Below are 20,632 nucleotides of genomic sequence, written 5' to 3'. Positions count from 1 at the left end.
CCCGCCGCTCGTGGGCTTGCGGGCGCGTGTTCCAGCGCATGCGAGGACGCATCGAATGACCTCGACCTTCACCGATCGACGCGACGCAGGCCGCCAGCTCGCCGCGCTTGTTTCCGCCTACGCTGACCGCGAGGACGTCATCGTGCTCGGTTTGCCGCGCGGCGGCGTGCCGGTGGCGTTCGAAGTCGCGAGCGCGCTCGATGCCGCACTCGATGTGCTCGTCGTGCGCAAGCTCGGCGTGCCGTGGCAGCCCGAACTGGCGATGGGCGCGATCGCATCCGGCGACGCGTTCTATCTCGATGAGCGCATCGTCGGATATGCGGGCGTGACCCGTTCCGCGCTCGATGGCGTCATTGCCAGCGAGCGCGCGGAACTGGAACGGCGCGAGCGGCTTTATCGCGGTTCGCGGCCGCCGCTGAACTTATCGGGCAGGGTCGCGATCATCGTCGATGACGGCATGGCGACCGGCGCCACGATGAAAGTCGCTGCCATGTCGTTGCGCAATGGCGATGCGCCGCCCGCGACGATCGTCGCCGCCGTGCCGGTTGCGCCGCTCGATTCGGAGACGCGCGTCGCGCATGTCGTCGATGAGTTCGTGTGCGTGCTGAGGCCGCATCAGTACTTCGGCGTCGGGCAGTTTTATCTCGACTTCGATCAGACTCGTGACGAGGAAGTGCGGGCGTTGCTCGGCGTGCGAGATTAGCGCAGCCACGGCGCGTCGCGCTCGGCTTTCCCGTTCCCCACGTCATTGCGCACATGAGCATCTCGTCCATCGCTGACAATTGCCAAGGATCACTGAGCATTTTGACGAAATGCGATACACCGAAGAATATAAAGGCGATACCGTAGGAGCTTGTTCGTAGTCCGGTAAGGCCCATGTAACATGCCTGTGCAATGCACCTTCACACTCAACAATCGCGCTACCTCCACGCTTGTTTGTTCGGGCTACGGAACGGTCGAGGCCTTCTCCGGACAAAAGCGCGGACGCGACAATCCCGCTGAAGTTGCTACGAGGCGGATCGGCCCCATCCCGCGCGGCACCTATTACATCGTCGATCGCCAATCGGGCGGCCTGCTCGGTAGCCTCCGCGACAGCTTCTCGCCGCTCGTCGGTTCGACTGACCGGAGAAAGTGGTTCATGCTCTGGAATCCGAAAACCGGCGACATGACGAACATCGACGGCGTGATGCGCGGCAACTTCCGCATTCATCCGGAAGGCGAGCGCGCGTTGAGCGAAGGCTGCATCACGCTCGTCAATCCTGCGGAGTTCGAATTGTTGCAGCGTTTCATCAGGCGATCGCCCCCCTCACTTCCGGTCCCGGGTTCAGTGCTGAAAGCGTACGGAACGGTCACGGTCACGGTCACGGTCACGGTCACGGTCAAATGAGGCGAAATACCTTGTCGAAGTTCGCGCTCGTGGGCTTGTGGGCCGTCGTCTCGTTCCTGATGGGTGCGGCCATCACCCGGTTCATCAACCTTCGCGCCGGGGCAATTCCCGACTGGATGGCCGACTCGGTTCGCACGACGCTCGATGCGCTGGGCTATCAGGCAATCGGCGTCGAGAGCATCATCGACGGGAGCCTTCTCGGCACGATCGGCGTCTGCTGGTTGTTGGCCGCCGTCATGCTGTGGACCAGCCTCCGTCTTGCTGGCAACTTCTTTCGACGCCGGCCATCGCATCTGGCGTGCGTCCTCGCAATATTCGCTGCTGCCTACGCAATCGCGCATCGCATACATGAAGCTGTGACCGCAACGGGTGGTCCGCGCTGGCTGCATGATCGCCTGACGACTCCGTTCGACGGTGAGCCGGACCCGCTTCAGGCGGTGTACCTCTTGTTCTTGTTCATCGCCTGCTGGCTAGGCGTGCTTCTCGTCGTCATGGCCGTTCGTGCGGTTTGCAGAAATCGCGCATGTTCGCGCCGCGATGTCGGCCATTCTTGAAGGTCAGACTCATGTCGTCCGATATTCTGTTGCAGATCAAAGGCATCACTGGAGAATCGCAGGATGTATCGCTCGAAGGTGCGATCGAAGTGATCCATTGGGAGTTGTGCATCGAGCAGCAGTCATCGATGCTTTCCGGTTCGGGCGGCGGCGCAGGCAAAGCCTCCGTTTCCGATCTCACGTTCCGTCACGAGCTGGACCGGGCGTCACCCAACCTTGCCGTATATGCCGCTCAAGGCAAGCGCATATCCGAGGCGAAGCTCATCATGCGAAAGTCCGGCGGACTACCGTTGGAGTACTATCGAATCACGCTATACGACGTGCTCGTCACGAAGGTATGGCCGTCTGTGGATGGCGCCAGTTCCATCGAAACCGTGTCTCTCTCTTTCGCCCGCATGAAGCAGGAGTACGTTCTGCAGAGCAAGCGGGGAGCAAGCGCTGGCACGATAACCGGCATCATCGACGTCAAACAGAATAGAGCCGCGTGAGTGCGGGCGTTGCCTGGCGTGCGAGATTAGCGCATCCACGGCGCGTCGCGCTCCCGTGCATCCCGCCCATACTTCCTCCGCGCCTGCCCGAGCACCTCCCGCGCGACTCCGCCTTCATCCACAAGCGCCTTGAGCGCCGCCAGAACGATCGCCACGCGATCCACCTCGAAGAACGCGCGCAACGATTGCCGCGTATCGCTGCGGCCGAAGCCATCGGTGCCGAGGGTCACGTAACGGCGCGGTACGTGAGCGCGGATCAGCTCCGGCACCGCGCGCACATAGTCCGTCGCTGCGATCACCGGCCCGCGCGTTCGTCCCAGCGCGCGCGTGACATAAGGCATCGCGTCTTCATCCGATAAACGCGAGCGACGCTCGCACGCCGCGCCATCGCGATGCAGTTCCGCATAACTCGTCACGCTCCACACGGCGGCATCGATGTTCCAGTCGGCGAGAAGCATCGCGCGCGCGGCGATCGCTTCGTTCAGAATCGCGCCGGAGCCGAGCAACTGCACTTGCGCGTCCGACTTGGAATCCGCATCCCCGATCCGGTAAATGCCACGCAGAATGCCTTCGCGCGTGGCGGCATCGAGCGTCTTGCCGGGCGCGGACGGCTGCGCGTAGTTCTCGTTGCCCACGGTGATGTAATAGAACACATCCTCCTGACGCTGCATCATCGCCTGCATGCCTTCATCGACGATGGCCGCGACTTCATAAGCGAACGCGGGATCGTAAGCGCGGCAGTTCGGAATCGTCGATGCCGTCAGATGGCTCGTCCCGTCCTGATGCTGCAGACCCTCCCCGCCGAGCGTCGTGCGCCCCGCCGTCGCGCCGATGAGAAAGCCGCGCGAGCGCTGATCGGCGGCGGCGAAAATGAGATCGCCGATGCGCTGAAAGCCGAACATCGAGTAGTAGATGTAGAACGGGAGCATCGGCAGATCGTGAACGCTGTAAGACGTCGCCGCCGCAATCCACGATGAAATCGCGCCCGCCTCGGAAATGCCCTCCTCCAGAATCTGCCCGCGCGTGTCCTCGCGATAGTAGAGCATCGAGCCCATGTCCTCCGGCTCATACAACTGGCCGAGCGGCGAATAGATGCCCACCTGCCTGAAAAGGTTAGCCATGCCAAACGTGCGCGCCTCGTCCGCGACGACCGGCACGATGCGCGCACCGAGCGTCGCATCCTTCATCAGGCTGCCGAGCATGCGGACGAACGCCATCGTCGTAGACATCTCCTTGCCGGCGGTATCCATGGCGAACTGCGCCCACGTGCCGGGCGCAGGCGGCACGATCGATTGCGATGCGCGCGCGCGACGGCGCGGCAGATAACCACCCAGCGCCGCGCGCCGCTCGTGCAGATAGCGCATCTCGGGCGCATCGTCGGCTGGCTTGTAGAACCGGAGCTGCTCGACGTCGCTATCCGACAGCGGCAAGCGGAAGCGGTCGCGAAAGGCCTTCAGGTCGTCGAGATCGAGCTTCTTCTGCTGATGCGTCGTCATGCGGCCCTGCCCGACCGCACCCATGCCGAAGCCTTTCATCGTCTTCGCGAGGATCACGGTCGGCTGGCCCTTGTGCGCGAGCGCCTTCGCATACGCCGCGTGCAGCTTGCGCACGTCGTGGCCGCCGCGCCGCAAACGGTCGATATCCTCATCCGACATATGCGCGACGAGCGCCGCGAGTTCCGGATTCTGGCCGAAGAAGCGCTCGCGGTTATAGCGGCCGTCATTGGCCGAGAAGGTCTGGAACTGGCCGTCGACCGTATGAGCGAACGCGCGCAGCAACGCGCCGGTGCGATCGCGCGCAAAGAGCGCGTCCCAGTCCGATCCCCACAACACCTTGATGACGTTCCAGCCCGCGCCGGTGAACTGCGCTTCGAGTTCATCGACGATGCGGCCATTGCTGCGCACCGGGCCATCGAGCCGCTGCAGGTTGCAGTTGATCACGAACACGAGGTTATCGAGCCGCTCGCGCGACGCCAGCGACAGCGCGCCGATCGATTCCGGCTCGTCCATCTCGCCGTCGCCGAAAAAGCCCCACACCTTGCGCCCTTCCGTCTGCTTCAGGCCGCGATTCTGGAGATAGCGCATGAAGCGCGCCTGGTAAATCGAGTTGATCGGGCCGATGCCCATCGAGCCGGTCGGGAACTGCCAGAAGTCGGGCATCAGCCACGGATGCGGATAGGAACACAGGCCCGGTCCCGTGATCTCGCGTCGATAATGGCGCAGGTGGTCCTCGTCGAGAAAGCCTTCGAGGAACGCACGGGCATAGACGCCCGGCGAGGAATGCGGCTGGAAATAGACGAGGTCGCCGCCGTGGTCGTCGCCGGCAGCGTGAAAGAAGTGATTGAAGCCGACTTCGAACAGATCCGCCGCCGACGCGTAACTCGCGATATGTCCACCGAGCTCGCCGTACGCGCGATTGGCGCGCACGACCATCGCCAGCGCGTTCCAGCGCAGCACCGCCGCGAGCTTCTCTTCGATGTCGAGATTGCCGGGATACGGCGGCTGGTCGCCGACGGCGATGGTATTCGCGTAAGGCGTCGCCCGCGCCCGCGCCGACTCGACGCCGACCGACAGCGCATGCTCCGCGAGCCGGTCGAACAGGTATTGCGCCCGCGCCTTGCCGACGTGCGCGACCACCGCATCGAGCGCCTCCAGCCATTCGGCGGTTTCGGCGGGGTCCGTGTCTTCACGCCCTCGCGCAAGAGAAAGAAGCTGGCTGGTTCCGCTCGACAGGTCCGTCATGGCGCGACTCCGCGTAAGGTGCTGGAATGCTTTCAAGCATATCCAGTTCCCGACAGAATTTGCGTCTCATTTGGCTGCTGCGGCGCGTTACGATAGCGTATTCATTCTGCGAAATCGCCAATAACCGGAATCTTCACACTATGAGCGTGCAAGTGAAGCAGCGCCTGGACCGCATCGATATCGGCATCCTGAATCAGTTGCAGCAGAACGCGCGCATCACCAATTCGGAACTGGCGCGCGCCGTCAATCTGTCGCCGACGCCGTGCTTCAATCGCGTGCGCGCGCTGGAAAAAGCGGGGCTGTTCAGGCAACACGTAACGCTCCTCAGTCCCGAGGCGCTGGGCCTGAGCATCAACGTGTTCATTCAGGTCAGTCTGGAAAAGCAGGTCAAGGATGCGCTCGCCCGCTTCGAACAGGCGATCGGCGAGCGGCCCGAGGTCATGGAGTGCTATCTGATGACGGGCGACGCCGACTATCTGCTGCGCGTCGTCCTGCCGGACGTGGCGGCGCTCGAACGCTTCATTCTCGAACGGCTGACGAAGATGCCGGGGGTATCGAATATCCGCTCGAGCTTCGCGTTCAAGCAGGTGCGATACAAAACCGCGCTGCCGCTGCCCGCGTCCGGCCTGACGCTGCCGGAACCGAAGGACGATGAAGGCGACTGGACGTGATGCGCTGCGAGCACGCTGCGGCATCGGCCGCCCGATTGCCGCAGAATGGCCGCTAACGTCATCTACAACCTCTTTCCATGACCGACCGCGCCCCGCTTCGCGCGCCTTCCTGGCGCGACATCGCTGAACGGACGGAACGCGCCCTCGCCTGCGGCGCGCTCCGCTCGTTCGCGACGGTTCCGCATTTCATCGACGACCACGGCGTGCGCTTTCTCGTGCGTCAGGCGGCGAACCTCGCCCATAAGGAGCAAGCCGCGAAGCTGGCGGCGAAGTCCGCAGCCGACGCCGCCAGCGCGTGGCGCGACCCGTTCTCGCCGTGCGAGGAAGCGCTGCGCGTCGGCGATATCGGCGAGCGGCACTTTCTGCTGCTCAACAAGTTCAACGTGCTCGCGCATCATCTGCTGATCGTGACGACGGATTTCGAGCCGCAAGCCGCGCTGCTCGACGCCGGCGATCTCGCCGCGCTGCTCGCGTGCCTGCGCGAATTCGACGGCTTCGGTTTCTACAACGGCGGCGCCGTCGCGGGATCGAGCCAGCCGCACAAGCATCTGCAGATCGTGCGGCTGCCGCTCGACGGTCATCCTGTGCCGATCGAACCGCTTGTCGAAGCCGCTCGCGACGCCGCGCCGTACCGCGTGCCTCGATTTCCGTTCGCTCATGCGGCGGCGTGGCTCGGCGATGCAACGTCGATGCGCGCGGCCGACGTGTTCGACACCTATCGCCGGCTGCTGAGTGAGATCGGTATCGAGCCGTTCGATGTCGCGGGAGCGGAGCATCAATCCGCGCCGTATAACCTGCTCGTGACGCGCCGATGGATGCTCGCCGTTGCCCGCACCGCCGCCGATGTCGACGGCGTCGCGGTGAACGCGCTCGGCTTCGCCGGCTCGCTGTTCGTGCGGGACGACGCGCAGCGCCGCATCGTCGAAACGCTCGGGCCGATGAACCTGCTCACGCGGGCATCACGCCCGGCCTGAAACCGTCGCGGCAGCTTGAAAAGCCGCGCCGCGCCCCGCATGTCGGCTCTCAACCTTTCGGAGTCCGGACATGGGAAGCCGTCCTCGATTCATCGACGATCTTGCGCGCGGCTCGCAAGACGCCGCGCCAGATCGCACGTCCACGCCGCTCGACGACGCAGCGCTGCTCGATGCCTATTCCCGCACCGTCATAGGCGCGCTGGAACGCGTGCAGCAAGCCGTCGTGTTCATTTCGGTCGAACGCGAATTCGCCGATGCGCGCGGCACGCGGCGCGCGGCCGGCGGCACCGGTTCGGGCTTCATCTTCACGCCCGACGGCTATTTGCTGACCAATAGCCACGTCGTCCACGGCGCGACGCGCATCGGCGTGACACTCGGAGACGGCGCGCACTTCCATGCCGATCTCGTCGGCGACGATCCCGACAGCGATCTCGCGGTGCTGCGCATCGGTTCGCCCGAGCCGCTGCCGCACGTGGAACTTGGCGATTCGCACAGCCTGCGCGTCGGGCAAATCGCGATTGCCGTCGGCAACCCGCTCGGGCTTGCGCAAACGGTGACGACGGGCGTCGTGTCGGCGCTCGGGCGCTCGTTGCGGTCCAACTCGGGCCGCATGATCTACGACGTCATTCAGACCGATGCCGCGCTCAATCCCGGCAACTCGGGCGGGCCGCTCATCAACTCGGCGGGACAGGTGATCGGCGTGAACACCGCGATCATCTCGGGCGCGCAGGCCATCTCGTTCGCCACTGCAATCGACACGGCCAAGTGGGTCATCATGCAGATCTTCGCGCATGGGCGCGTGCGGCGGGCGTATATCGGCGTCGCCGGCACGACCGCGCCGGTTTCGCGGCGGGTGCAGCGCTTCTTCGGGCTGCCGGCATCGAGCGCCGTGCACGTGATGGAAGTCGTCAAGGGAAGCCCGGCCGCGTCGGGCGGGCTGCGCGCGGGCGACCGGATCGTCGCGGTGGATGACGTCGCCATCGATACCGTCGACGGCTTGCAGCGCACGCTCGATGCATCGCGAATCGATCGCGCGGTGAAGATCACGGTGCTGCGCGGGTCGCAGAAACAGGACCTCGAAGTCACGCCGGTCGAGCAGACAGGGTGATGTTTTTATCGGCATCACGAAGCACTCGAAATCGACGTGAAGCGATCAGGCCCACGGTTTGCGCTAAGGCAATTGTCTGGTGACTATGTGCGCTAACAGCCGGTCGGCATTGCGACTATCCGGCTTAATGAGGGAGCAGCAGGCGCACGAGCGGGTCACCGTTCGACCGGCCTGCCCTCCGGGGAAGGTCCCAAGGTCCATTGAGAACCGAGCAAAAGGGATTGCCATGACCAAGCACAAGACCAAGCTTTCGATGCCGCGCCGCCAGGCGTTCCGCTGCAGCGGCCAGCAACTCGACGCCATCATGCGATTCGCGGAAGAGCGCAAGTTCGACGAGCAGCCGCTGCAATGGGTCGTCGCGCAATACTGTCGCTCGCAAGCGAAGGCGGCCTGACTGCACCGCGCAAAACTTCGCGTCAACGCTCCGACAATATCCGCTGTTTAAGCACCCAGATCGCCGTCGGCACGGCGTAGTAGGCGCTGACGTTGCCGGTGACGAGCTTGCCGGTGAGTTGCACGCGCGCGTCTTCGGGCGGTTCGGCATCGACGATTTGCACCGTCGATACGTTCGACTGCGCACCCGCACCCGCGATGCAGAGAGGGCTTGCGAGCGCAAGCACCCACGCGCGACTCGTGGCCGCGTCTGCCTGGCGCGCAGCCTGTCGCGTGACCTTGCCTTCGAGCGTCACGATGTCGCCGTCGCTTGCGCATGGCGCTGCCCATGCGGAGCTCGCCCCTGCCATAATGAGCAGAACCCCCCACGCGCACGCTTTCGCTGTCATGCGAGCCTCGTAAAAAGCGCATTCGGGCCGACGCGCTGTGGTCTGAAAAGAAGCCCACACACTTTAGGCGATTGCCGATAGGGTCGCAACCCGGACAATTTTCGGAGGCGCGCTGCATTCGGGCATACGTGCGGGAACGCACGTTGCTGTCTCTTCTGATGATTCCAACACCGCGCACTCATGCGAGCGCCGCGTCGTTCGATCAGGGAATGGACGCTCGCATCGACGGTACGCGCATACACGCGGACGGAGACGACGATGAATCAGCCGACCAATCAGGTGATAGTGGGCGTATTTGCGTCCTATCGCGATGGACACGAGGCGCTGCGCGCGTTGCAACTTGCCGGGCTTTCACGCGACGACGCGCATCTTTACCGCGCCGGCCCCAACGACGTCGATTTCGACGCCTTTCCACTGCCCTCGCACGAAGAGGACGAGGCCGAGTACATCGCACATGGCGAGCATCAGGGCGTCATCGGCGCGCACAACCGCTTCGTTTCGCGCGAACCGCAGCCGCAACGGCCGCTCAGGCCCGCCGAAAACGATGAAGCCATTCGGCAGCGGACGCTGCTGGTCATTCGGATTACCGATGAAATCAAGCCCGGCGCGATCGGCGACATGCTGCACGAACATGGCGCCGTCGCCGTGAAGGATCCGGCCGGCCACTGGCGATTCTCGCCGTACAGGAAAGCCGCGCGAGCGTGAGCCGCCGCGCCGGGCGACCCGGTCAATGCATGCGCCGGGGCGCCCGCTCGTTGCCGAGGGCGTCCGTTTCCGCCGATGAATCGGTGTCGGCGGCTGCGGGCGCTTCGACTGCCTCTTCGTTCGCACGCCGCATCGCCTCTTGCGCCGACGCTGCCCTCAACGCGCGGCATTGCGCCGATCGCCGAAACGTCGCAAGCATGCGGACGACTTCACGTGGCCTCGTTCGCATCGCCGCCTCCGCTCAAGCGTTGAGAAACTACTTTAAGTGTAGGCAGCAAACCGCCGAAAACAAAGCCCGATGCGCGCATAATCCCGCGCAGCGTTGACGTTTTATTCGCACGCGCCGAGCGGCCGCCGCCGCGCCCCTGCGCCGTTTTGAACGAACCGTCTAGTTAATCGTGTGCGTCGTGACGCTCGCGCAACAATCGAAAAGTCCTTTACTGCTGCCTTGCCAGCAGCCTTCGATGTCCGCAGAATGGAAGCAACGGCTTAATTAAAGCCGTTTTTCATTCTTGGCAGCAGACGGGCGGACACTCGATGGCAACCCTGGAAGGCAAAGCGCGATTTCGAATCGATACGGATAGCACCGGCGCCGGCATCGCGATCATGGTCCTGACCACCGCCGCGTTCGCCGCAAGCGATTCCACCGTCAAGCTGATCGGCGCGGCTGTTCCCCTCGTCGCGTTGCTGTGGGTGCGGTATGTCTTTCAGATGATCGTGCTCGGCGTGTGGCAAGCGAGGCGCGGCCCTTTCAACCTTTTGCGCACCGGCAACGCCAAGCTGCAGATCGTTCGCGCCCTGCTGCTGCTCACCAATTCAGCCTGCACGTTCGCCGCGCTACGGTACTTGCCGCTTCCGGTCACCACATCGCTTGCGATGCTCGCGCCGCTCATCTCGACGCTGCTTGCCGCGCTCGTGCTGAAGGACCACGTCCCGCGCAGCAAGTGGGCGATGGTCGTGCTCGGCTTCATCGGCATGTTGCTGGTCGTGCGGCCGGGCGGCAGCGGATTCACCTGGACCGTCATTTTTCCGATTGCGTCGGCGACGACGTTCGCGTGCTTCCAGGTCGTATCGAGCCATCTGTCACGTGTGGACGATGCCGCCACGACGAATTTCCTGACGGCACTCGTCGCGACGATCGTGCTGTGCGTGCTTGTGTGGGCGGATCAGGCGCAACTGCTGCCTGAGCTCGCGCGCGTGAGTGCGGCAAGCTGGATGCTCGTCGCACTCATGGCCACGATGGCGACCGTCGGTCAATTGCTGATGCTTCAGGCGCTGCGACGCGCGCCGCTGTCGGTGCTGACGCCGTTTTCTTATGCGCAGCTCGCGTTCGCGACGTGCTTCAGCTGGCTGCTGTTCGGCCAGGCGCCCGACTCGTGGATGGCAATCGGCATGTGCGTCATCGCGGCGAGCGGCATCGGCACCGTGCTGATGCATGGCCGCAAGGCGGCAGCCGCGTGATGCAGGGCGCGCAGCCCGCACGACGCGAGGCACGCAGGGCCGCCCGTTAGCGCGATGCTTGCGCCGTCTGCGCCTGCCCCGTGCAGAGCCAGTGCACGTCGACATCAAGCGCGCGGGCGATGCGGTTGAAAGCGTGAAGCGGCGGGACGGTAATGCCGCGACGCCAGAACTGAACGTCGTCTTCGCTTACTTCGACCCATTTGGCTGCTTTGGCGGAACTGACGTTCGCGCGTTGCATCGCCCGGTCGAGCCGCGCGGCCATTGCGCGCCGCAGGGAATTATCGTCGTGACTGCGTTCAAGGTGTCCAATGGTTTGGGTATGTCGGCCCATCTGTTTCAACTCTCTCGATTTATCTATTCTGGCCGTTCAACGCCGGCTCGATTTTGCGCAACGAATCGTACGAAACAAGAATGACGAACGAATGACAGATGCCGTCTTCCGCGATTTCATGCGCTTGTTGCAGTGCGAGATTTTTTCAAGACGGGGTATCAGCGTCAAGTGGGGGTAGACCGGATGGCTCGCCTTTCGGCCTAAGTGTTTACCCGCTGCAAACGTAAAACACCTTGATTCACAAGGACTTATCGAACGCTCGTGCGCGCAGTTGCAACAGCTGAGTGCTGGGCGACCGAGGCGCGCCCTCTCGAGTCCGTTATTCGCATGAGGAAAATCGCCGATTAAAAAACGACGATTGACACGCGTGTCACTTTTCTCTAAAAATCGATTCCTCGCTGCGCCGCAAAATCCACCGCATATTTAAAGAGGCACTTCATGGAATCGAGCACGAGCAGTCTTGCGCCCGAAAATCTTCTCGCGTCGCAAAAGGCGGGATTGGACGTCACTTTCGGCCTGGCATCGCGCGCGGTCGAAGGCTTTGAAAAGCTGATCGATTTGAATGTGCGCACATTGAGAACGGCGCTGGCGGATCACCAGGACTACGTGACGAAGACTTTCTCCGTACGCGATCCCAAGGAATTCTTCGCGCTCCAGAACGCACAGTTCCAGGCCAACGCCCAGCGCACACAAGCGTACTGGCAGCAAGTCGCGGAACTCTCGACGGGCGTGCGCGGCGTGTACCTGCAGGCCGCGCAGGATCAGATCGAGAAATCGCAGCGCAACGTTCAGGCATTCGTCGACAGCATCGCGACCGGCGCACCGGGCAGCGAGGCTGTGGTGTCGGCGTGGAAACAGGCAATCGACGCGGCCACGCAATCCGCCAATTCAGCCTACGAAGCCGCCCGCACGGCGGCGCGCCAGGTCGTCGAAGCCGCCCGGGGCGATGCGGCGAGCGCCGCTCAGGCAGCCGATGCCGCCGCGCCGCCCGCTGTTCGCGTCGTATCGACGAAAGCGGCCGGCGCGAAGAAGTAAAACGCGGCGGGTTATCGTTCGAAGGCCGTGAGCACGAGTTCGTGCGAGCGGCCGATCCACACCGCCGAATCGCGATGATCGCGCAGGTCGTCGCCGGTATTCGGATGCATGAAAATATCGAGCGCGCCATGATTGACAGCCAGCCATTCGAGCATCGTGGTTAGCCGCTCGCTGCCGAATCCCAACTGAAACGACCACTGCGGATGCGGCCCGACCGGCCGTTCATGAAAGCGCCCCAGCCGCAATGCGCCGGCTTGCAAGTCGCTCGAAAAGCGCTGTTCGATGCGTTCCCTGAACCGCCATGCGGCGTCGCGGCTAGCGGCGTCGAAATAAACATGCGCGTGCCAACTGCTTATCGTGGGCGTTTCCATCGTTTCATCCGTGGGCAGCATGATCGAGACAGCGCCCATTCTAGCGAAAGGCCGCTAATACGCCCCGCCGCCGCTACTCGACGATGACCGGTTCGGCGACGCCCCGCCGCCTTCCGTCTGGCACCCGGCGAGCGGTCCAGCGAGCACGGCGACGACCGCCGCGACGATTATGGCGAGCTTCATGGCCTTCTCCCTAAAGCGTGACGACAAGCGCTAAACGCCCCGCCGGCTCACGATATTCCCCATGCTAGACTACTGTACATGCGTACAGTTACAGAACCCGCCTACACAGTCGCCGTGCGCGCGCTGTGCGAGTTCACCGCGAAGCAAGGCGACCTCGACCTTCGCTTCACGCCCACGCCCACGGCGCAGGAAGGCGTCGCGGGTCACGTGACCGTAACCGGGCGGCGGGCTGCGGGATATCAGAAGGAAATCGCGTTGTCGGAAGACTTCGGCCCGCTGCGCGTGCGTGGCCGGGCCGATGGCTACGATCCCGCATCGAACCGGCTCGAAGAAATCAAGACGCATCGCGGGAAGCTGGAGTCGATGCCGCCGAATCATCGGCATCTGCACTGGGCGCAGGCGCGCGTCTACGGGCATCTGATGTGCCGCAAGCTCGGGCTCGAATCCATCGAGATCGCGCTCGTTTACTTCGATATCGCCGCGCAGACGGAGACCGTGCTGACGGAAACGCAATCCGCCGATGCGCTCGGGGAACATTTCAACGCGCAATGCGAGCGGTTCATCGCGTGGGCCGAGCAGGAGGTGCAGCATCGGGCGGCGCGCGCTGCCTCGCTCACGGCCCTTGCGTTTCCGCATGCCACGTTCCGCCCCGGTCAGCGCACGCTCGCCGAAGGCGTGTATCGCGCGGCCGTGTCGGGGCGATGCCTCGTCGCTGAAGCGCCGACCGGCATCGGGAAAACGGTCGGCACGCTTTTTCCGTTGCTGAAGGCCTGGCCCGCGCAGCAGTTCGACAAGATCTTCTTCCTCACCGCGAAGAGCGCGGGCCGGCAACTCGCGCTCGATGCGCTCACGACGCTCGGCGCATCCGCGCAACGCCCGCTGCGGATCGTCGAACTCGTCGCGCGCGACAAGGCGTGCGAATACCCGGACCGCTCGTGTCACGGCGATTCCTGCCCGCTCGCCCGCGGCTTCTACGACCGTCTGCCCGCCGCACGCGCCGCCGCGCTGGGGCGCGCACAGTTGCATCGCGCGTCGATTGCGGAGGTGGCGCGGGAGCACGCGGTGTGTCCGTACTATCTGAGCCAGGAGTTGTCGCGCTGGGGCGATGTGATCGTCGGCGACTACAACTATTACTTCGACACGAGCGCGATGCTCTTCGCGCTCGCGGAGGCGAATCGCTGGCGCGTGGCCGTGCTCGTCGACGAAGCGCATAACCTTGTCGAACGCGCGCGCGCGATGTATTCCGCAACGCTCGATCAGGGCGCGTTCAACGCGATGCGCCGCGCCGCGCCGCCCGTGTTCAGGCGCACGCTGGCTCGCGTGGCGCGTGCGTTCAGCGAGACGAGCCGCGAGCAGAGCGCGGCGGGCATCGAATACGCGGCGCACGACGAGCCGCCCGCGAAACTGCTGAACGCGCTGGGTCAGGCGGTATCCGCAATGACCGAAACCCTCGCCGAGCAGCCGGACGTCTTCACGCCGGACGTGCTGCGCTTCTATTTCGACGCCGTGCAGTTCACGCGCATCGCGGAACGCTTCGGCCCGCATTCGATGTTCGACATCGCGCTGTCGGGCAAGCGCCGCGCCGTGTTCTGCCTGCGCAACGTGATTCCCGCGCCGCATCTCGCGCCCCGCTTCGCGCGCGCGCATACCGTCGCGCTGTTTTCCGCGACGCTTACGCCCGCCCACTTCTACGCCGACGTGCTCGGCCTGCCCGCGACGACCGTCCGCATCGACGTCGAAACGCCGTTCACCGCGGACCAGCTCGATGTGCGCGCGATCGCCCACGTATCGACGCGTTTTCGCGACCGCGAGCGTTCCGTGGACCGCATCGCCGACATGATCGCCGCGCAGTATCAGCGCGCGCCCGGCAACTATCTGAGCTTCTTCAGCAGCTTCGACTATTTGACGCAGGTGGCGTCGGCGGTGGCGGAGCGGCATCCATCAATTGTCTGCTGGCAGCAGTCGCGCGCGATGAGCGAGGCCGCGCAACAGGCGTTTCTCGCGCGCTTCGAGCCGGACGGGCGCGGCATCGGCTTCGCGCTGCTGGGCGGCGCGTTCGGCGAGGCGATCGACCTGCCGGGCACGCGGCTGATCGGCGCGTTCGTCGCGACGCTCGGACTGCCGCAACTGAATCCCGTGAACGAGCAGATGAAAGCGCGCATGCACGACGCGTTCGGCGAAGGCTATGCGTACACGTACCTGTTCCCCGGTTTGCAGAAGGTCGTGCAGGCGGCGGGGCGCGTGATTCGCGGTCCGCAAGACCGCGGCGTGCTGTTTCTCATCGACGATCGCTTCGCCCGCACCGAAGTGCGACGGCTCCTGCCTGCATGGTGGAACGTGAGCGTGATTCGCGAACCGGAGGACGCGGGCACTCTGCTTGCTGGATAACGGCACCCCAAAAAGCCTGCGGCGTGAAAAAGCCCAGGCCAAACATAAGGAGAAGCCATGTCCACCACCGATCAACCGCTTCGGCAACCGCAAGCGGGCGACGCGCTCGAAATCCTTGCCGCGGATCACCGCGCCGTCGAGCAGTTGTTCGACGCGTTCGACCGTGCGCCGAAAGACGATCTCGAACGCAAGTCGACGCTCGTGCAGCGTGCGTGCGAACTGCTGACCATTCATGCGATCGTCGAAGAGGAATTGCTCTACCCCGCCGCCCGCGAGGCGCTCGGCAAGGACGACGAGAAGATCGACGTCGAGGAAGCCTATGTCGAGCATTTCCTCGTGAAGACGCTGATCGAGAAGTTCACGCAACTGCGCGCTGGCGAGGAAGGTTTCGATGCGACGTTCCGCGTGCTGAAGGAAAACGTCACGCATCACGTCGAAGAAGAGGAATCCGAACTCTTCAAGGAAATCCGCAAGACCGGACTCGATCTGGTCAAGCTCGGCGAGAAGATCGAAGCGCGCAAGACCGAACTGCAGAACCGCATCACCGAAGTCGCGACGGGCACCACGGCGACGACGCACTGAATCAGACCGCAAGATCCGGGAGCGTGTGAGCCGCCGCCGTCGCGCAAAATGACGGCGAGACTTACACATCGACCGGAGCATTCATGAAAGCGACTGGCAACGCCCTCGCGTACGACGACGGCGCGGATATCGTCGAACGCGTCGATGCGCTCGACTGGGCGGGCATCGAAACGCAACTCGGCTTGCAGGGTTCGGCCGTTGCGCCGGGGGTGCTGTCGGGCGACGAATGCGCGGCGCTGGCCGCGTCCTATGACGACGACGCGTTGTTCCGCAGCCGCATCGTGATGGAGCGTCATAGTTTCGGACGCGGCGAATACAAGTACTTTGCTTATCCGCTGCCCGCGCTGCTCGACGATATCCGCGGCGCGGCATACGCGCATCTCGCGCCGATTGCGAATCGCTGGAACGAGGCGATGGGGATCGACACGCGGTTTGCACCGGACCACGCGGCATTCATCGAGCGATGTCATCGCGCGGGACAGACGCGCCCCACGCCGCTTCTCCTTCGCTACGTCCCCGGCGACTTCAACTGTCTGCACCAGGACTTATACGGCGAGCACGTGTTCCCGATCCAGATGGCGATTCTTCTGTCCGCGCCGGGACGCGAATTCACGGGCGGCGAGTTCGTGATGACGGAGCAGCGCCCGCGGATGCAATCTCGCGTTGAAGTGGTGCCGCTCACGCAAGGCGACGCGGTATTCTTCGCGGTGCATCAGCGGCCGGTGAACGGCACGCGCGGCGTGTATCGCGTGAACATGCGGCACGGTGTCAGCCGGTTGCGCTCGGGCCGGCGCCATATGCTCGGCGTGATCTTCCACGACGCGCGCTGAGACAGCCTGACGGGCGATTATTCGTTCTCTTCGAAGTAGTGCCCGAACCGCGCCTGCTTGGTCTTGATATAGCGCTCGTTCTCCTCGCGCATCGGAATGGCGAGCGCGACGCGCTCGCTGACCGGAATGTCATGGCGCAGCAGCGTATCGAACTTCGAGGGGTTATTGCTCATCAGCCGCACCGACTTCACTTCCATCGCGCGCAGGATGGCGGCGGCGGAATCGTATTCGCGGGCGTCGTCGGGCAGGCCGAGGTGCAGGTTCGCATCGACGGTATCGAGTCCCTGTTCCTGCAGCGCGTAAGCGCGAATCTTGTTCGCCAGGCCGATGCCGCGCCCTTCGTGCCCGCGCAGGTAAAGCAGAATGCCGCGATTCTCAGCGGCGATATAACGCAGCGCCAGATCGAGCTGCTCGCCGCAATCGCAGCGGTATGAGCCGAATACATCGCCGGTCACGCACTCCGAATGCAGCCGCGTGAGCACGGATTCGCCGTTGCTCACGTCGCCCATCACGAACGCAATGTGTTCGACATCCGTTTCCTTCACGCGATACACGTAAGAGCCGAAGGTGCCATAGCGCGTCGGAATGGTGGCGGTGGCGACCAGTTCGACGTCCGCGCATTCGGCGCATTCGCCGAATCGGTGATCATTATTCTGTACGTCAAGCGTTGGAGAAACGGTTTTCATAGTCAATCAGCGAGTCCATGACGCCGGGCGTGATCCGGCACGTCATGGTAAGGCCCATCGGGAAAGTTTGCAGATTGTCGCACGGCGCGCGTCCGCTTTACCCGTCGCCCGCTGATCGATGCGCTGTTGCGCCGATTCACGCCGGATTTTCGAAAGTGCCTGGACTGCTGTCGGTTGCGCGCCATTCCGGCTTGCGCACCGGATCGGCCTTTTGCAGGGCCGCGCGCAGGGCGGCGGCGTCCAGATCGGCGGTATAGACGGGCGTGGCGGGCTGCTGGCGCCAGGAGTCGTCGATCTCGCCGGCATCGACCGCATCGAAGCCGATCTCGTCGATCAGTTTCATCACCACGCTCTTCGCGCGATGATCGTCGCCCGCGACCGGCAGCGCGATGCGCCCCGCCGCGCCCGCCGGCTTGCCGTTCTTGCGCAGATGCGCCGCGTAGATATTGTTGAACGCCTTCACCACCGGACGCCCGATCTGCTGCTCGACCCAGCGGCTCTCCGGCATGCCTTTCTCAATCGGCTTGATACGCCCGTCGCGCTGCTGCGGATAGTAGTTGCCGGTATCGATCACGACGACGCTCGCCGGCACGCCCGCGAACAAGTCTTTCGGCAAATCGGGCACTTTCGCTTCCGGGATCGTCACGACGACGACTTCGGCGCCCTTCACCGCGTCACGCGCCTCGACGGCGGTCGCGCCGGTCGCGCGCTCCACGTCGCGCAGCGAATCCGGCCCGCGCGAATTGGCGATGTTCACGTCATGCCCGCATTGCGCGAAGCGCTCGGCGAGAACCAGTCCGATGTTTCCCGCTCCAATGATGCCGATCTTCATGAAACCCTCCGTGAGTTGTTGACGTTTCCGAAGCGCAAGCGCAGTGCCGCGGCCAGATGGCGCGACGAATCGACGCCATAGCCCAGATCAATTACAATGATAAAATCAATCCATTTTCAAGGATTGATAGTTTTAGTTCATACTTCACTTACTTCTTCAACACCACTCCAAGAGGAATCTGGTAATGCCGATCATCAACAGCCAAGTCAAGCCGTTCAAAGCAACCGCCTATCACAATGGCGACTTCGTGACCGTCACCGACGAAACCCTGAAGGGCAAGTGGTCCGTGTTCGTCTTCTATCCGGCCGACTTCACGTTCGTCTGCCCGACCGAACTCGGCGATCTGGCGGATCGTTACGAAGAATTCAAGAAGCTTGGCGTCGAAATCTACGGTGTGTCGACGGATACGCACTTCACGCACAAGGCATGGCACGACACGTCGGAAACCATCGCGAAGATTCAGTATCCGATGATCGGCGACCCGACGCTCGCGATCTCGCGCAACTTCGACGTGCTGATCGAGGAAGAAGGTCTGGCCCTGCGCGGCACGTTCGTGATCAACCCGGAAGGCGAGATCAAGCTGTGCGAAATCCACGACAACGGCATCGGCCGTGACGCGGGCGAACTGCTGCGCAAGGTGCAGGCTGCGCAATACGTCGCGGCACACCCGGGCGAAGTCTGCCCCGCCAAGTGGACGCCGGGCGCTGAAACGCTGACGCCGTCGCTCGACCTCATCGGCAAGATCTAAGTCTCGGTTCTCACAACGAGCATCCGGACCCGGCCGCGCTTCGCGGCGGGTTCACCCCCTACGCCTTCGGTACGGCGCTGTTGCGCCGCGCCGGAGCGCGTCGGTCAGAACGCAAAGAACAACGTCACGGAACGGACAACGCCATGCTGGACGCCAACCTCAAGAATCAGTTGAAAGCCTATCTGGAAAAGGTCACCCGGCCGATCGAGCTCGTCGCCTTCCTCGACGACAGCGACAAGTCGCACGAGCTCAAGAGCCTGCTCGACGAAATCGCTTCGCTGTCCCCGCGGATCAGCGTCGTCGAGAAAGGGGATGCCGCCGCGCGCCGTCCGTCGTTCACCATCGGCGAGCCGGGCAAGGCTGCGGGCATCCAGTTCGCGGGCATCCCGATGGGCCACGAATTCACGTCGCTCGTGCTGGCGCTGCTGCAGACCGGCGGCCACCCGATCAAGCTCGACGACTCGACCATCGAGCAGATTCGCAATCTCGATGGCGAATACCAGTTCGAAACGTATTTTTCGCTGTCGTGCCAGAACTGCCCGGAAGTCGTGCAGGCGCTGAACGTGATGGCGATCATCAACCCGCGCATCAAGCACGTCGCCATCGACGGCGCGCTGTTCCAGAACGAAGTCGAGGAACGCCAGGTCATGGCCGTGCCGACGATGTTCCTGAACGGCGAGAGCTTCGGCCAGGGCCGCATCGGCGTGAAGGAAATCCTTGCGAAGCTGGATAGCGGTTCGGCGGCTCGCGCAGCGAAGGAACTGGAGAAGAAGCCGGTGTTCGATGTGCTGATCGTTGGCGGCGGCCCCGCCGGTGCGGCAGCGGCCATCTACTCGGCGCGCAAGGGCATCGCCACCGGTGTCGTCGCGGAACGCTTCGGCGGCCAGGTGCTCGACACGATGGCGATCGAGAACTTCATCTCGGTGCAGGAAACGGAAGGACCGAAGTTCGCGACCGCGCTCGAGCAGCACGTCAAGAGTTATGAAGTCGACGTGATGGACGTGCAGCGCGCCGAGAAGCTGGTTCCGGGGCGCGTCAACGAAGTTCATCTCGCGAGCGGCGCGGTGCTGAAGGCGAAGACCATCATCCTCGCGACGGGCGCGCGCTGGCGCGAAATCAACGTGCCGGGCGAGCGCGAATATCGCGGGCGGGGCGTGGCTTACTGCCCGCACTGCGACGGTCCGCTCTTCAAGGGCAAGCGCGTCGCGGTGATCGGCGGCGGCAACTCGGGCGTCGAGGCGGCGATCGATCTGGCGGGCGTGGTATCGGCGGTGACGCTGATCGAATTCGGCGCGGAACTGCGTGCGGACGCGGTACTGCAGAAGAAGCTGCGCAGCCTGCCGAACGTGACCATCGTCACGAGCGCGCAGACGACGGAAATCACCGGCGACGGCAAGAAGGTCAACGGTCTGACCTACACCGACCGCGTGAACGGCGAAAGCCATCGCGTGGACCTGGAAGGCGTGTTCGTGCAAATCGGCCTCGTGCCGAACACCGAATGGCTGAAGGGCACGGTGGAGTTGTCGAAGCACGGCGAGATCATCGTCGATGCGAAGGGCGCGACGTCGCTGCCGGGCGTGTTCGCCGCGGGCGACGTGACGACCGTGCCGTTCAAGCAGATCGTGATCGCCGTGGGCGAAGGCGCGAAGGCATCGCTCGGCGCGTTCGACCACCTGATCCGCGCATCGGTGGAAGAGGAAGAAGCCGTGGCCGCGTAAGCGTCACCGGATGTGCTGCAAGAAGGGCGAACGGAGCAATCCGTTCGCCTTTTTCTT

The 20,632-nt window shown here is 63.8% G+C and carries 23 protein-coding genes; 16 read left to right on the top strand and 7 right to left on the bottom strand.

From position 1 onward, the window contains the following. Positions 1-55 precede the first annotated feature (55 nt). From P9220_RS15720 to P9220_RS15705, 4 genes are all read left to right on the top strand, one after another. Positions 56-703, top strand: a complete 648-nt coding sequence (locus P9220_RS15720; RefSeq protein ID WP_309765926.1) for a phosphoribosyltransferase family protein — start codon at positions 56-58, stop codon at positions 701-703. Between the two features lie 180 nt (positions 704-883). Beyond that, entirely contained in the window at positions 884-1,387 is a 504-nt protein-coding gene (locus P9220_RS15715; protein WP_309765925.1) for a DUF2778 domain-containing protein, read from the top strand. Beyond that, complete coding sequence (locus P9220_RS15710; protein ID WP_309765924.1) at positions 1,384-1,941, top strand: hypothetical protein; 558 nt, start codon at positions 1,384-1,386, stop codon at positions 1,939-1,941. Before P9220_RS15715 ends, P9220_RS15710 begins: the two co-directional genes overlap by 4 nt. 11 nt (positions 1,942-1,952) lie before the next feature. Continuing rightward, positions 1,953-2,429 carry a type VI secretion system tube protein Hcp gene (locus tag P9220_RS15705; RefSeq protein WP_309765923.1) on the top strand — a complete coding sequence of 159 codons (477 nt, stop codon included), beginning with the start codon at positions 1,953-1,955 and terminating at the stop codon, positions 2,427-2,429. A 26-nt stretch (positions 2,430-2,455) separates the two neighbouring features. Here the strand turns inward: P9220_RS15705 and mdeB are convergent, their stop codons facing one another. After that, positions 2,456-5,170, bottom strand: coding sequence for an alpha-ketoglutarate dehydrogenase (gene mdeB / locus P9220_RS15700; RefSeq protein ID WP_309765922.1), 2,715 nt, complete (start codon positions 5,168-5,170; stop codon positions 2,456-2,458). A gap of 140 nt (positions 5,171-5,310) precedes the next feature. Here mdeB and P9220_RS15695 point away from each other — a divergent pair, with 140 nt between their 5' ends. From P9220_RS15695 to P9220_RS15680, 4 genes are all read left to right on the top strand, one after another. Continuing rightward, entirely contained in the window at positions 5,311-5,841 is a 531-nt protein-coding gene (locus P9220_RS15695; protein ID WP_309765921.1) for an Lrp/AsnC family transcriptional regulator, read from the top strand. Between the two features lie 77 nt (positions 5,842-5,918). Next, complete coding sequence (locus tag P9220_RS15690; RefSeq protein ID WP_309765920.1) at positions 5,919-6,815, top strand: DUF4922 domain-containing protein; 897 nt, start codon at positions 5,919-5,921, stop codon at positions 6,813-6,815. 70 nt (positions 6,816-6,885) lie between these two features. Then, positions 6,886-7,923 (top strand): trypsin-like peptidase domain-containing protein, encoded by a 1,038-nt coding sequence (locus P9220_RS15685; protein WP_309765919.1) that lies wholly within the window; start codon positions 6,886-6,888, stop codon positions 7,921-7,923. 226 nt (positions 7,924-8,149) lie between these two features. Next, complete coding sequence (locus P9220_RS15680) at positions 8,150-8,317, top strand: hypothetical protein (RefSeq protein WP_160174734.1); 168 nt, start codon at positions 8,150-8,152, stop codon at positions 8,315-8,317. Positions 8,318-8,339: 22 nt separating this feature from the next. Here P9220_RS15680 and P9220_RS15675 read toward each other — a convergent pair whose 3' ends face one another. Then, a complete protein-coding gene (locus tag P9220_RS15675) occupies positions 8,340-8,612 on the bottom strand; it encodes a hypothetical protein (RefSeq protein ID WP_309765918.1) in 273 nt (90 codons plus the stop codon). A gap of 351 nt (positions 8,613-8,963) precedes the next feature. On the opposite strand from P9220_RS15675, the gene P9220_RS15670 reads away from it, so the two are divergent. Both P9220_RS15670 and P9220_RS15665 read left to right on the top strand, forming a co-directional pair. Next, the gene (locus P9220_RS15670) at positions 8,964-9,410 is read left to right on the top strand and encodes a hypothetical protein (RefSeq protein ID WP_309765917.1); all 447 of its coding nucleotides are present in this window, start codon (positions 8,964-8,966) and stop codon (positions 9,408-9,410) included. A 537-nt stretch (positions 9,411-9,947) separates the two neighbouring features. Then, positions 9,948-10,871: a DMT family transporter gene (locus P9220_RS15665; RefSeq protein WP_309765916.1), complete on the top strand. Its 924-nt coding sequence runs from the start codon at positions 9,948-9,950 to the stop codon at positions 10,869-10,871. A gap of 46 nt (positions 10,872-10,917) precedes the next feature. Here the strand turns inward: P9220_RS15665 and P9220_RS15660 are convergent, their stop codons facing one another. Then, on the bottom strand, positions 10,918-11,109 hold the full coding sequence (locus P9220_RS15660) for a helix-turn-helix domain-containing protein (protein WP_309765914.1): 192 nt from the start codon (positions 11,107-11,109) through the stop codon (positions 10,918-10,920). Between the two features lie 531 nt (positions 11,110-11,640). On the opposite strand from P9220_RS15660, the gene P9220_RS15655 reads away from it, so the two are divergent. Then, positions 11,641-12,237 (top strand): phasin family protein, encoded by a 597-nt coding sequence (locus P9220_RS15655; RefSeq protein WP_309765913.1) that lies wholly within the window; start codon positions 11,641-11,643, stop codon positions 12,235-12,237. Between the two features lie 11 nt (positions 12,238-12,248). On the opposite strand, the gene P9220_RS15650 is transcribed toward P9220_RS15655, so the two are convergent. Continuing rightward, a complete protein-coding gene (locus tag P9220_RS15650) occupies positions 12,249-12,608 on the bottom strand; it encodes a DOPA 4,5-dioxygenase family protein (protein WP_309765912.1) in 360 nt (119 codons plus the stop codon). Between the two features lie 54 nt (positions 12,609-12,662). Continuing rightward, the gene (locus P9220_RS15645) at positions 12,663-12,791 is read right to left on the bottom strand and encodes a hypothetical protein (protein WP_309765911.1); all 129 of its coding nucleotides are present in this window, start codon (positions 12,789-12,791) and stop codon (positions 12,663-12,665) included. A gap of 78 nt (positions 12,792-12,869) precedes the next feature. On the opposite strand from P9220_RS15645, the gene P9220_RS15640 reads away from it, so the two are divergent. The 3 genes from P9220_RS15640 (at position 12,870) to P9220_RS15630 (ending at position 16,591) form a co-directional block, all read left to right on the top strand. Beyond that, positions 12,870-15,179, top strand: coding sequence for an ATP-dependent DNA helicase (locus P9220_RS15640; protein WP_309765910.1), 2,310 nt, complete (start codon positions 12,870-12,872; stop codon positions 15,177-15,179). Between the two features lie 57 nt (positions 15,180-15,236). After that, a complete protein-coding gene (locus tag P9220_RS15635) occupies positions 15,237-15,761 on the top strand; it encodes a hemerythrin domain-containing protein (RefSeq protein ID WP_309765909.1) in 525 nt (174 codons plus the stop codon). Positions 15,762-15,844: 83 nt separating this feature from the next. After that, positions 15,845-16,591 carry a 2OG-Fe(II) oxygenase gene (locus P9220_RS15630; protein ID WP_309765908.1) on the top strand — a complete coding sequence of 249 codons (747 nt, stop codon included), beginning with the start codon at positions 15,845-15,847 and terminating at the stop codon, positions 16,589-16,591. Positions 16,592-16,608: 17 nt separating this feature from the next. Here the strand turns inward: P9220_RS15630 and ribA are convergent, their stop codons facing one another. Together ribA and P9220_RS15620 are read right to left on the bottom strand one after the other, a co-directional pair. Beyond that, complete coding sequence (gene ribA, locus P9220_RS15625; protein WP_309765907.1) at positions 16,609-17,277, bottom strand: GTP cyclohydrolase II; 669 nt, start codon at positions 17,275-17,277, stop codon at positions 16,609-16,611. Between the two features lie 136 nt (positions 17,278-17,413). Further along, on the bottom strand, positions 17,414-18,109 hold the full coding sequence (locus P9220_RS15620) for an NAD(P)-binding domain-containing protein (RefSeq protein WP_309765906.1): 696 nt from the start codon (positions 18,107-18,109) through the stop codon (positions 17,414-17,416). A gap of 184 nt (positions 18,110-18,293) precedes the next feature. On the opposite strand from P9220_RS15620, the gene ahpC reads away from it, so the two are divergent. Together ahpC and ahpF are read left to right on the top strand one after the other, a co-directional pair. Continuing rightward, the gene (ahpC, locus tag P9220_RS15615) at positions 18,294-18,857 is read left to right on the top strand and encodes an alkyl hydroperoxide reductase subunit C (protein ID WP_309765905.1); all 564 of its coding nucleotides are present in this window, start codon (positions 18,294-18,296) and stop codon (positions 18,855-18,857) included. Positions 18,858-19,000: 143 nt separating this feature from the next. After that, positions 19,001-20,575, top strand: coding sequence for an alkyl hydroperoxide reductase subunit F (gene ahpF, locus P9220_RS15610; protein WP_309765904.1), 1,575 nt, complete (start codon positions 19,001-19,003; stop codon positions 20,573-20,575). Positions 20,576-20,632: the final 57 nt, after the last annotated feature.

Origin of the sequence: Caballeronia sp. LZ016 (assembly GCF_031450805.1) — a bacterium.
Lineage (GTDB): Bacteria > Pseudomonadota > Gammaproteobacteria > Burkholderiales > Burkholderiaceae > Caballeronia.
This window is presented reverse-complemented; position numbering and strand designations above follow the sequence as displayed.

What these genes read in the sequence shown, in the direction of transcription:
- ahpC (WP_309765905.1), top strand. Translation starts at nt 18,294, where the DNA reads ATGCCGATCATCAACAGCCAAGTCAAGCCGTTCAAAGCAACCGCCTAT.
- ahpF (WP_309765904.1), top strand. Translation starts at nt 19,001, where the DNA reads ATGCTGGACGCCAACCTCAAGAATCAGTTGAAAGCCTATCTGGAAAAG.
- P9220_RS15685 (WP_309765919.1), top strand. Translation starts at nt 6,886, where the DNA reads ATGGGAAGCCGTCCTCGATTCATCGACGATCTTGCGCGCGGCTCGCAA.
- P9220_RS15715 (WP_309765925.1), top strand. Translation starts at nt 884, where the DNA reads ATGCCTGTGCAATGCACCTTCACACTCAACAATCGCGCTACCTCCACG.
- P9220_RS15705 (WP_309765923.1), top strand. Translation starts at nt 1,953, where the DNA reads ATGTCGTCCGATATTCTGTTGCAGATCAAAGGCATCACTGGAGAATCG.
- P9220_RS15660 (WP_309765914.1), bottom strand. Translation starts at nt 11,109, where the DNA reads ATGCAACGCGCGAACGTCAGTTCCGCCAAAGCAGCCAAATGGGTCGAA.
- P9220_RS15710 (WP_309765924.1), top strand. Translation starts at nt 1,384, where the DNA reads ATGAGGCGAAATACCTTGTCGAAGTTCGCGCTCGTGGGCTTGTGGGCC.
- P9220_RS15640 (WP_309765910.1), top strand. Translation starts at nt 12,870, where the DNA reads ATGCGTACAGTTACAGAACCCGCCTACACAGTCGCCGTGCGCGCGCTG.
- P9220_RS15630 (WP_309765908.1), top strand. Translation starts at nt 15,845, where the DNA reads ATGAAAGCGACTGGCAACGCCCTCGCGTACGACGACGGCGCGGATATC.
- P9220_RS15670 (WP_309765917.1), top strand. Translation starts at nt 8,964, where the DNA reads ATGAATCAGCCGACCAATCAGGTGATAGTGGGCGTATTTGCGTCCTAT.
- P9220_RS15645 (WP_309765911.1), bottom strand. Translation starts at nt 12,791, where the DNA reads ATGAAGCTCGCCATAATCGTCGCGGCGGTCGTCGCCGTGCTCGCTGGA.
- P9220_RS15650 (WP_309765912.1), bottom strand. Translation starts at nt 12,608, where the DNA reads ATGGAAACGCCCACGATAAGCAGTTGGCACGCGCATGTTTATTTCGAC.
- P9220_RS15655 (WP_309765913.1), top strand. Translation starts at nt 11,641, where the DNA reads ATGGAATCGAGCACGAGCAGTCTTGCGCCCGAAAATCTTCTCGCGTCG.
- ribA (WP_309765907.1), bottom strand. Translation starts at nt 17,277, where the DNA reads ATGAAAACCGTTTCTCCAACGCTTGACGTACAGAATAATGATCACCGA.
- mdeB (WP_309765922.1), bottom strand. Translation starts at nt 5,170, where the DNA reads ATGACGGACCTGTCGAGCGGAACCAGCCAGCTTCTTTCTCTTGCGCGA.
- P9220_RS15635 (WP_309765909.1), top strand. Translation starts at nt 15,237, where the DNA reads ATGTCCACCACCGATCAACCGCTTCGGCAACCGCAAGCGGGCGACGCG.
- P9220_RS15695 (WP_309765921.1), top strand. Translation starts at nt 5,311, where the DNA reads ATGAGCGTGCAAGTGAAGCAGCGCCTGGACCGCATCGATATCGGCATC.
- P9220_RS15620 (WP_309765906.1), bottom strand. Translation starts at nt 18,109, where the DNA reads ATGAAGATCGGCATCATTGGAGCGGGAAACATCGGACTGGTTCTCGCC.
- P9220_RS15720 (WP_309765926.1), top strand. Translation starts at nt 56, where the DNA reads ATGACCTCGACCTTCACCGATCGACGCGACGCAGGCCGCCAGCTCGCC.
- P9220_RS15665 (WP_309765916.1), top strand. Translation starts at nt 9,948, where the DNA reads ATGGCAACCCTGGAAGGCAAAGCGCGATTTCGAATCGATACGGATAGC.
- P9220_RS15690 (WP_309765920.1), top strand. Translation starts at nt 5,919, where the DNA reads ATGACCGACCGCGCCCCGCTTCGCGCGCCTTCCTGGCGCGACATCGCT.
- P9220_RS15680 (WP_160174734.1), top strand. Translation starts at nt 8,150, where the DNA reads ATGACCAAGCACAAGACCAAGCTTTCGATGCCGCGCCGCCAGGCGTTC.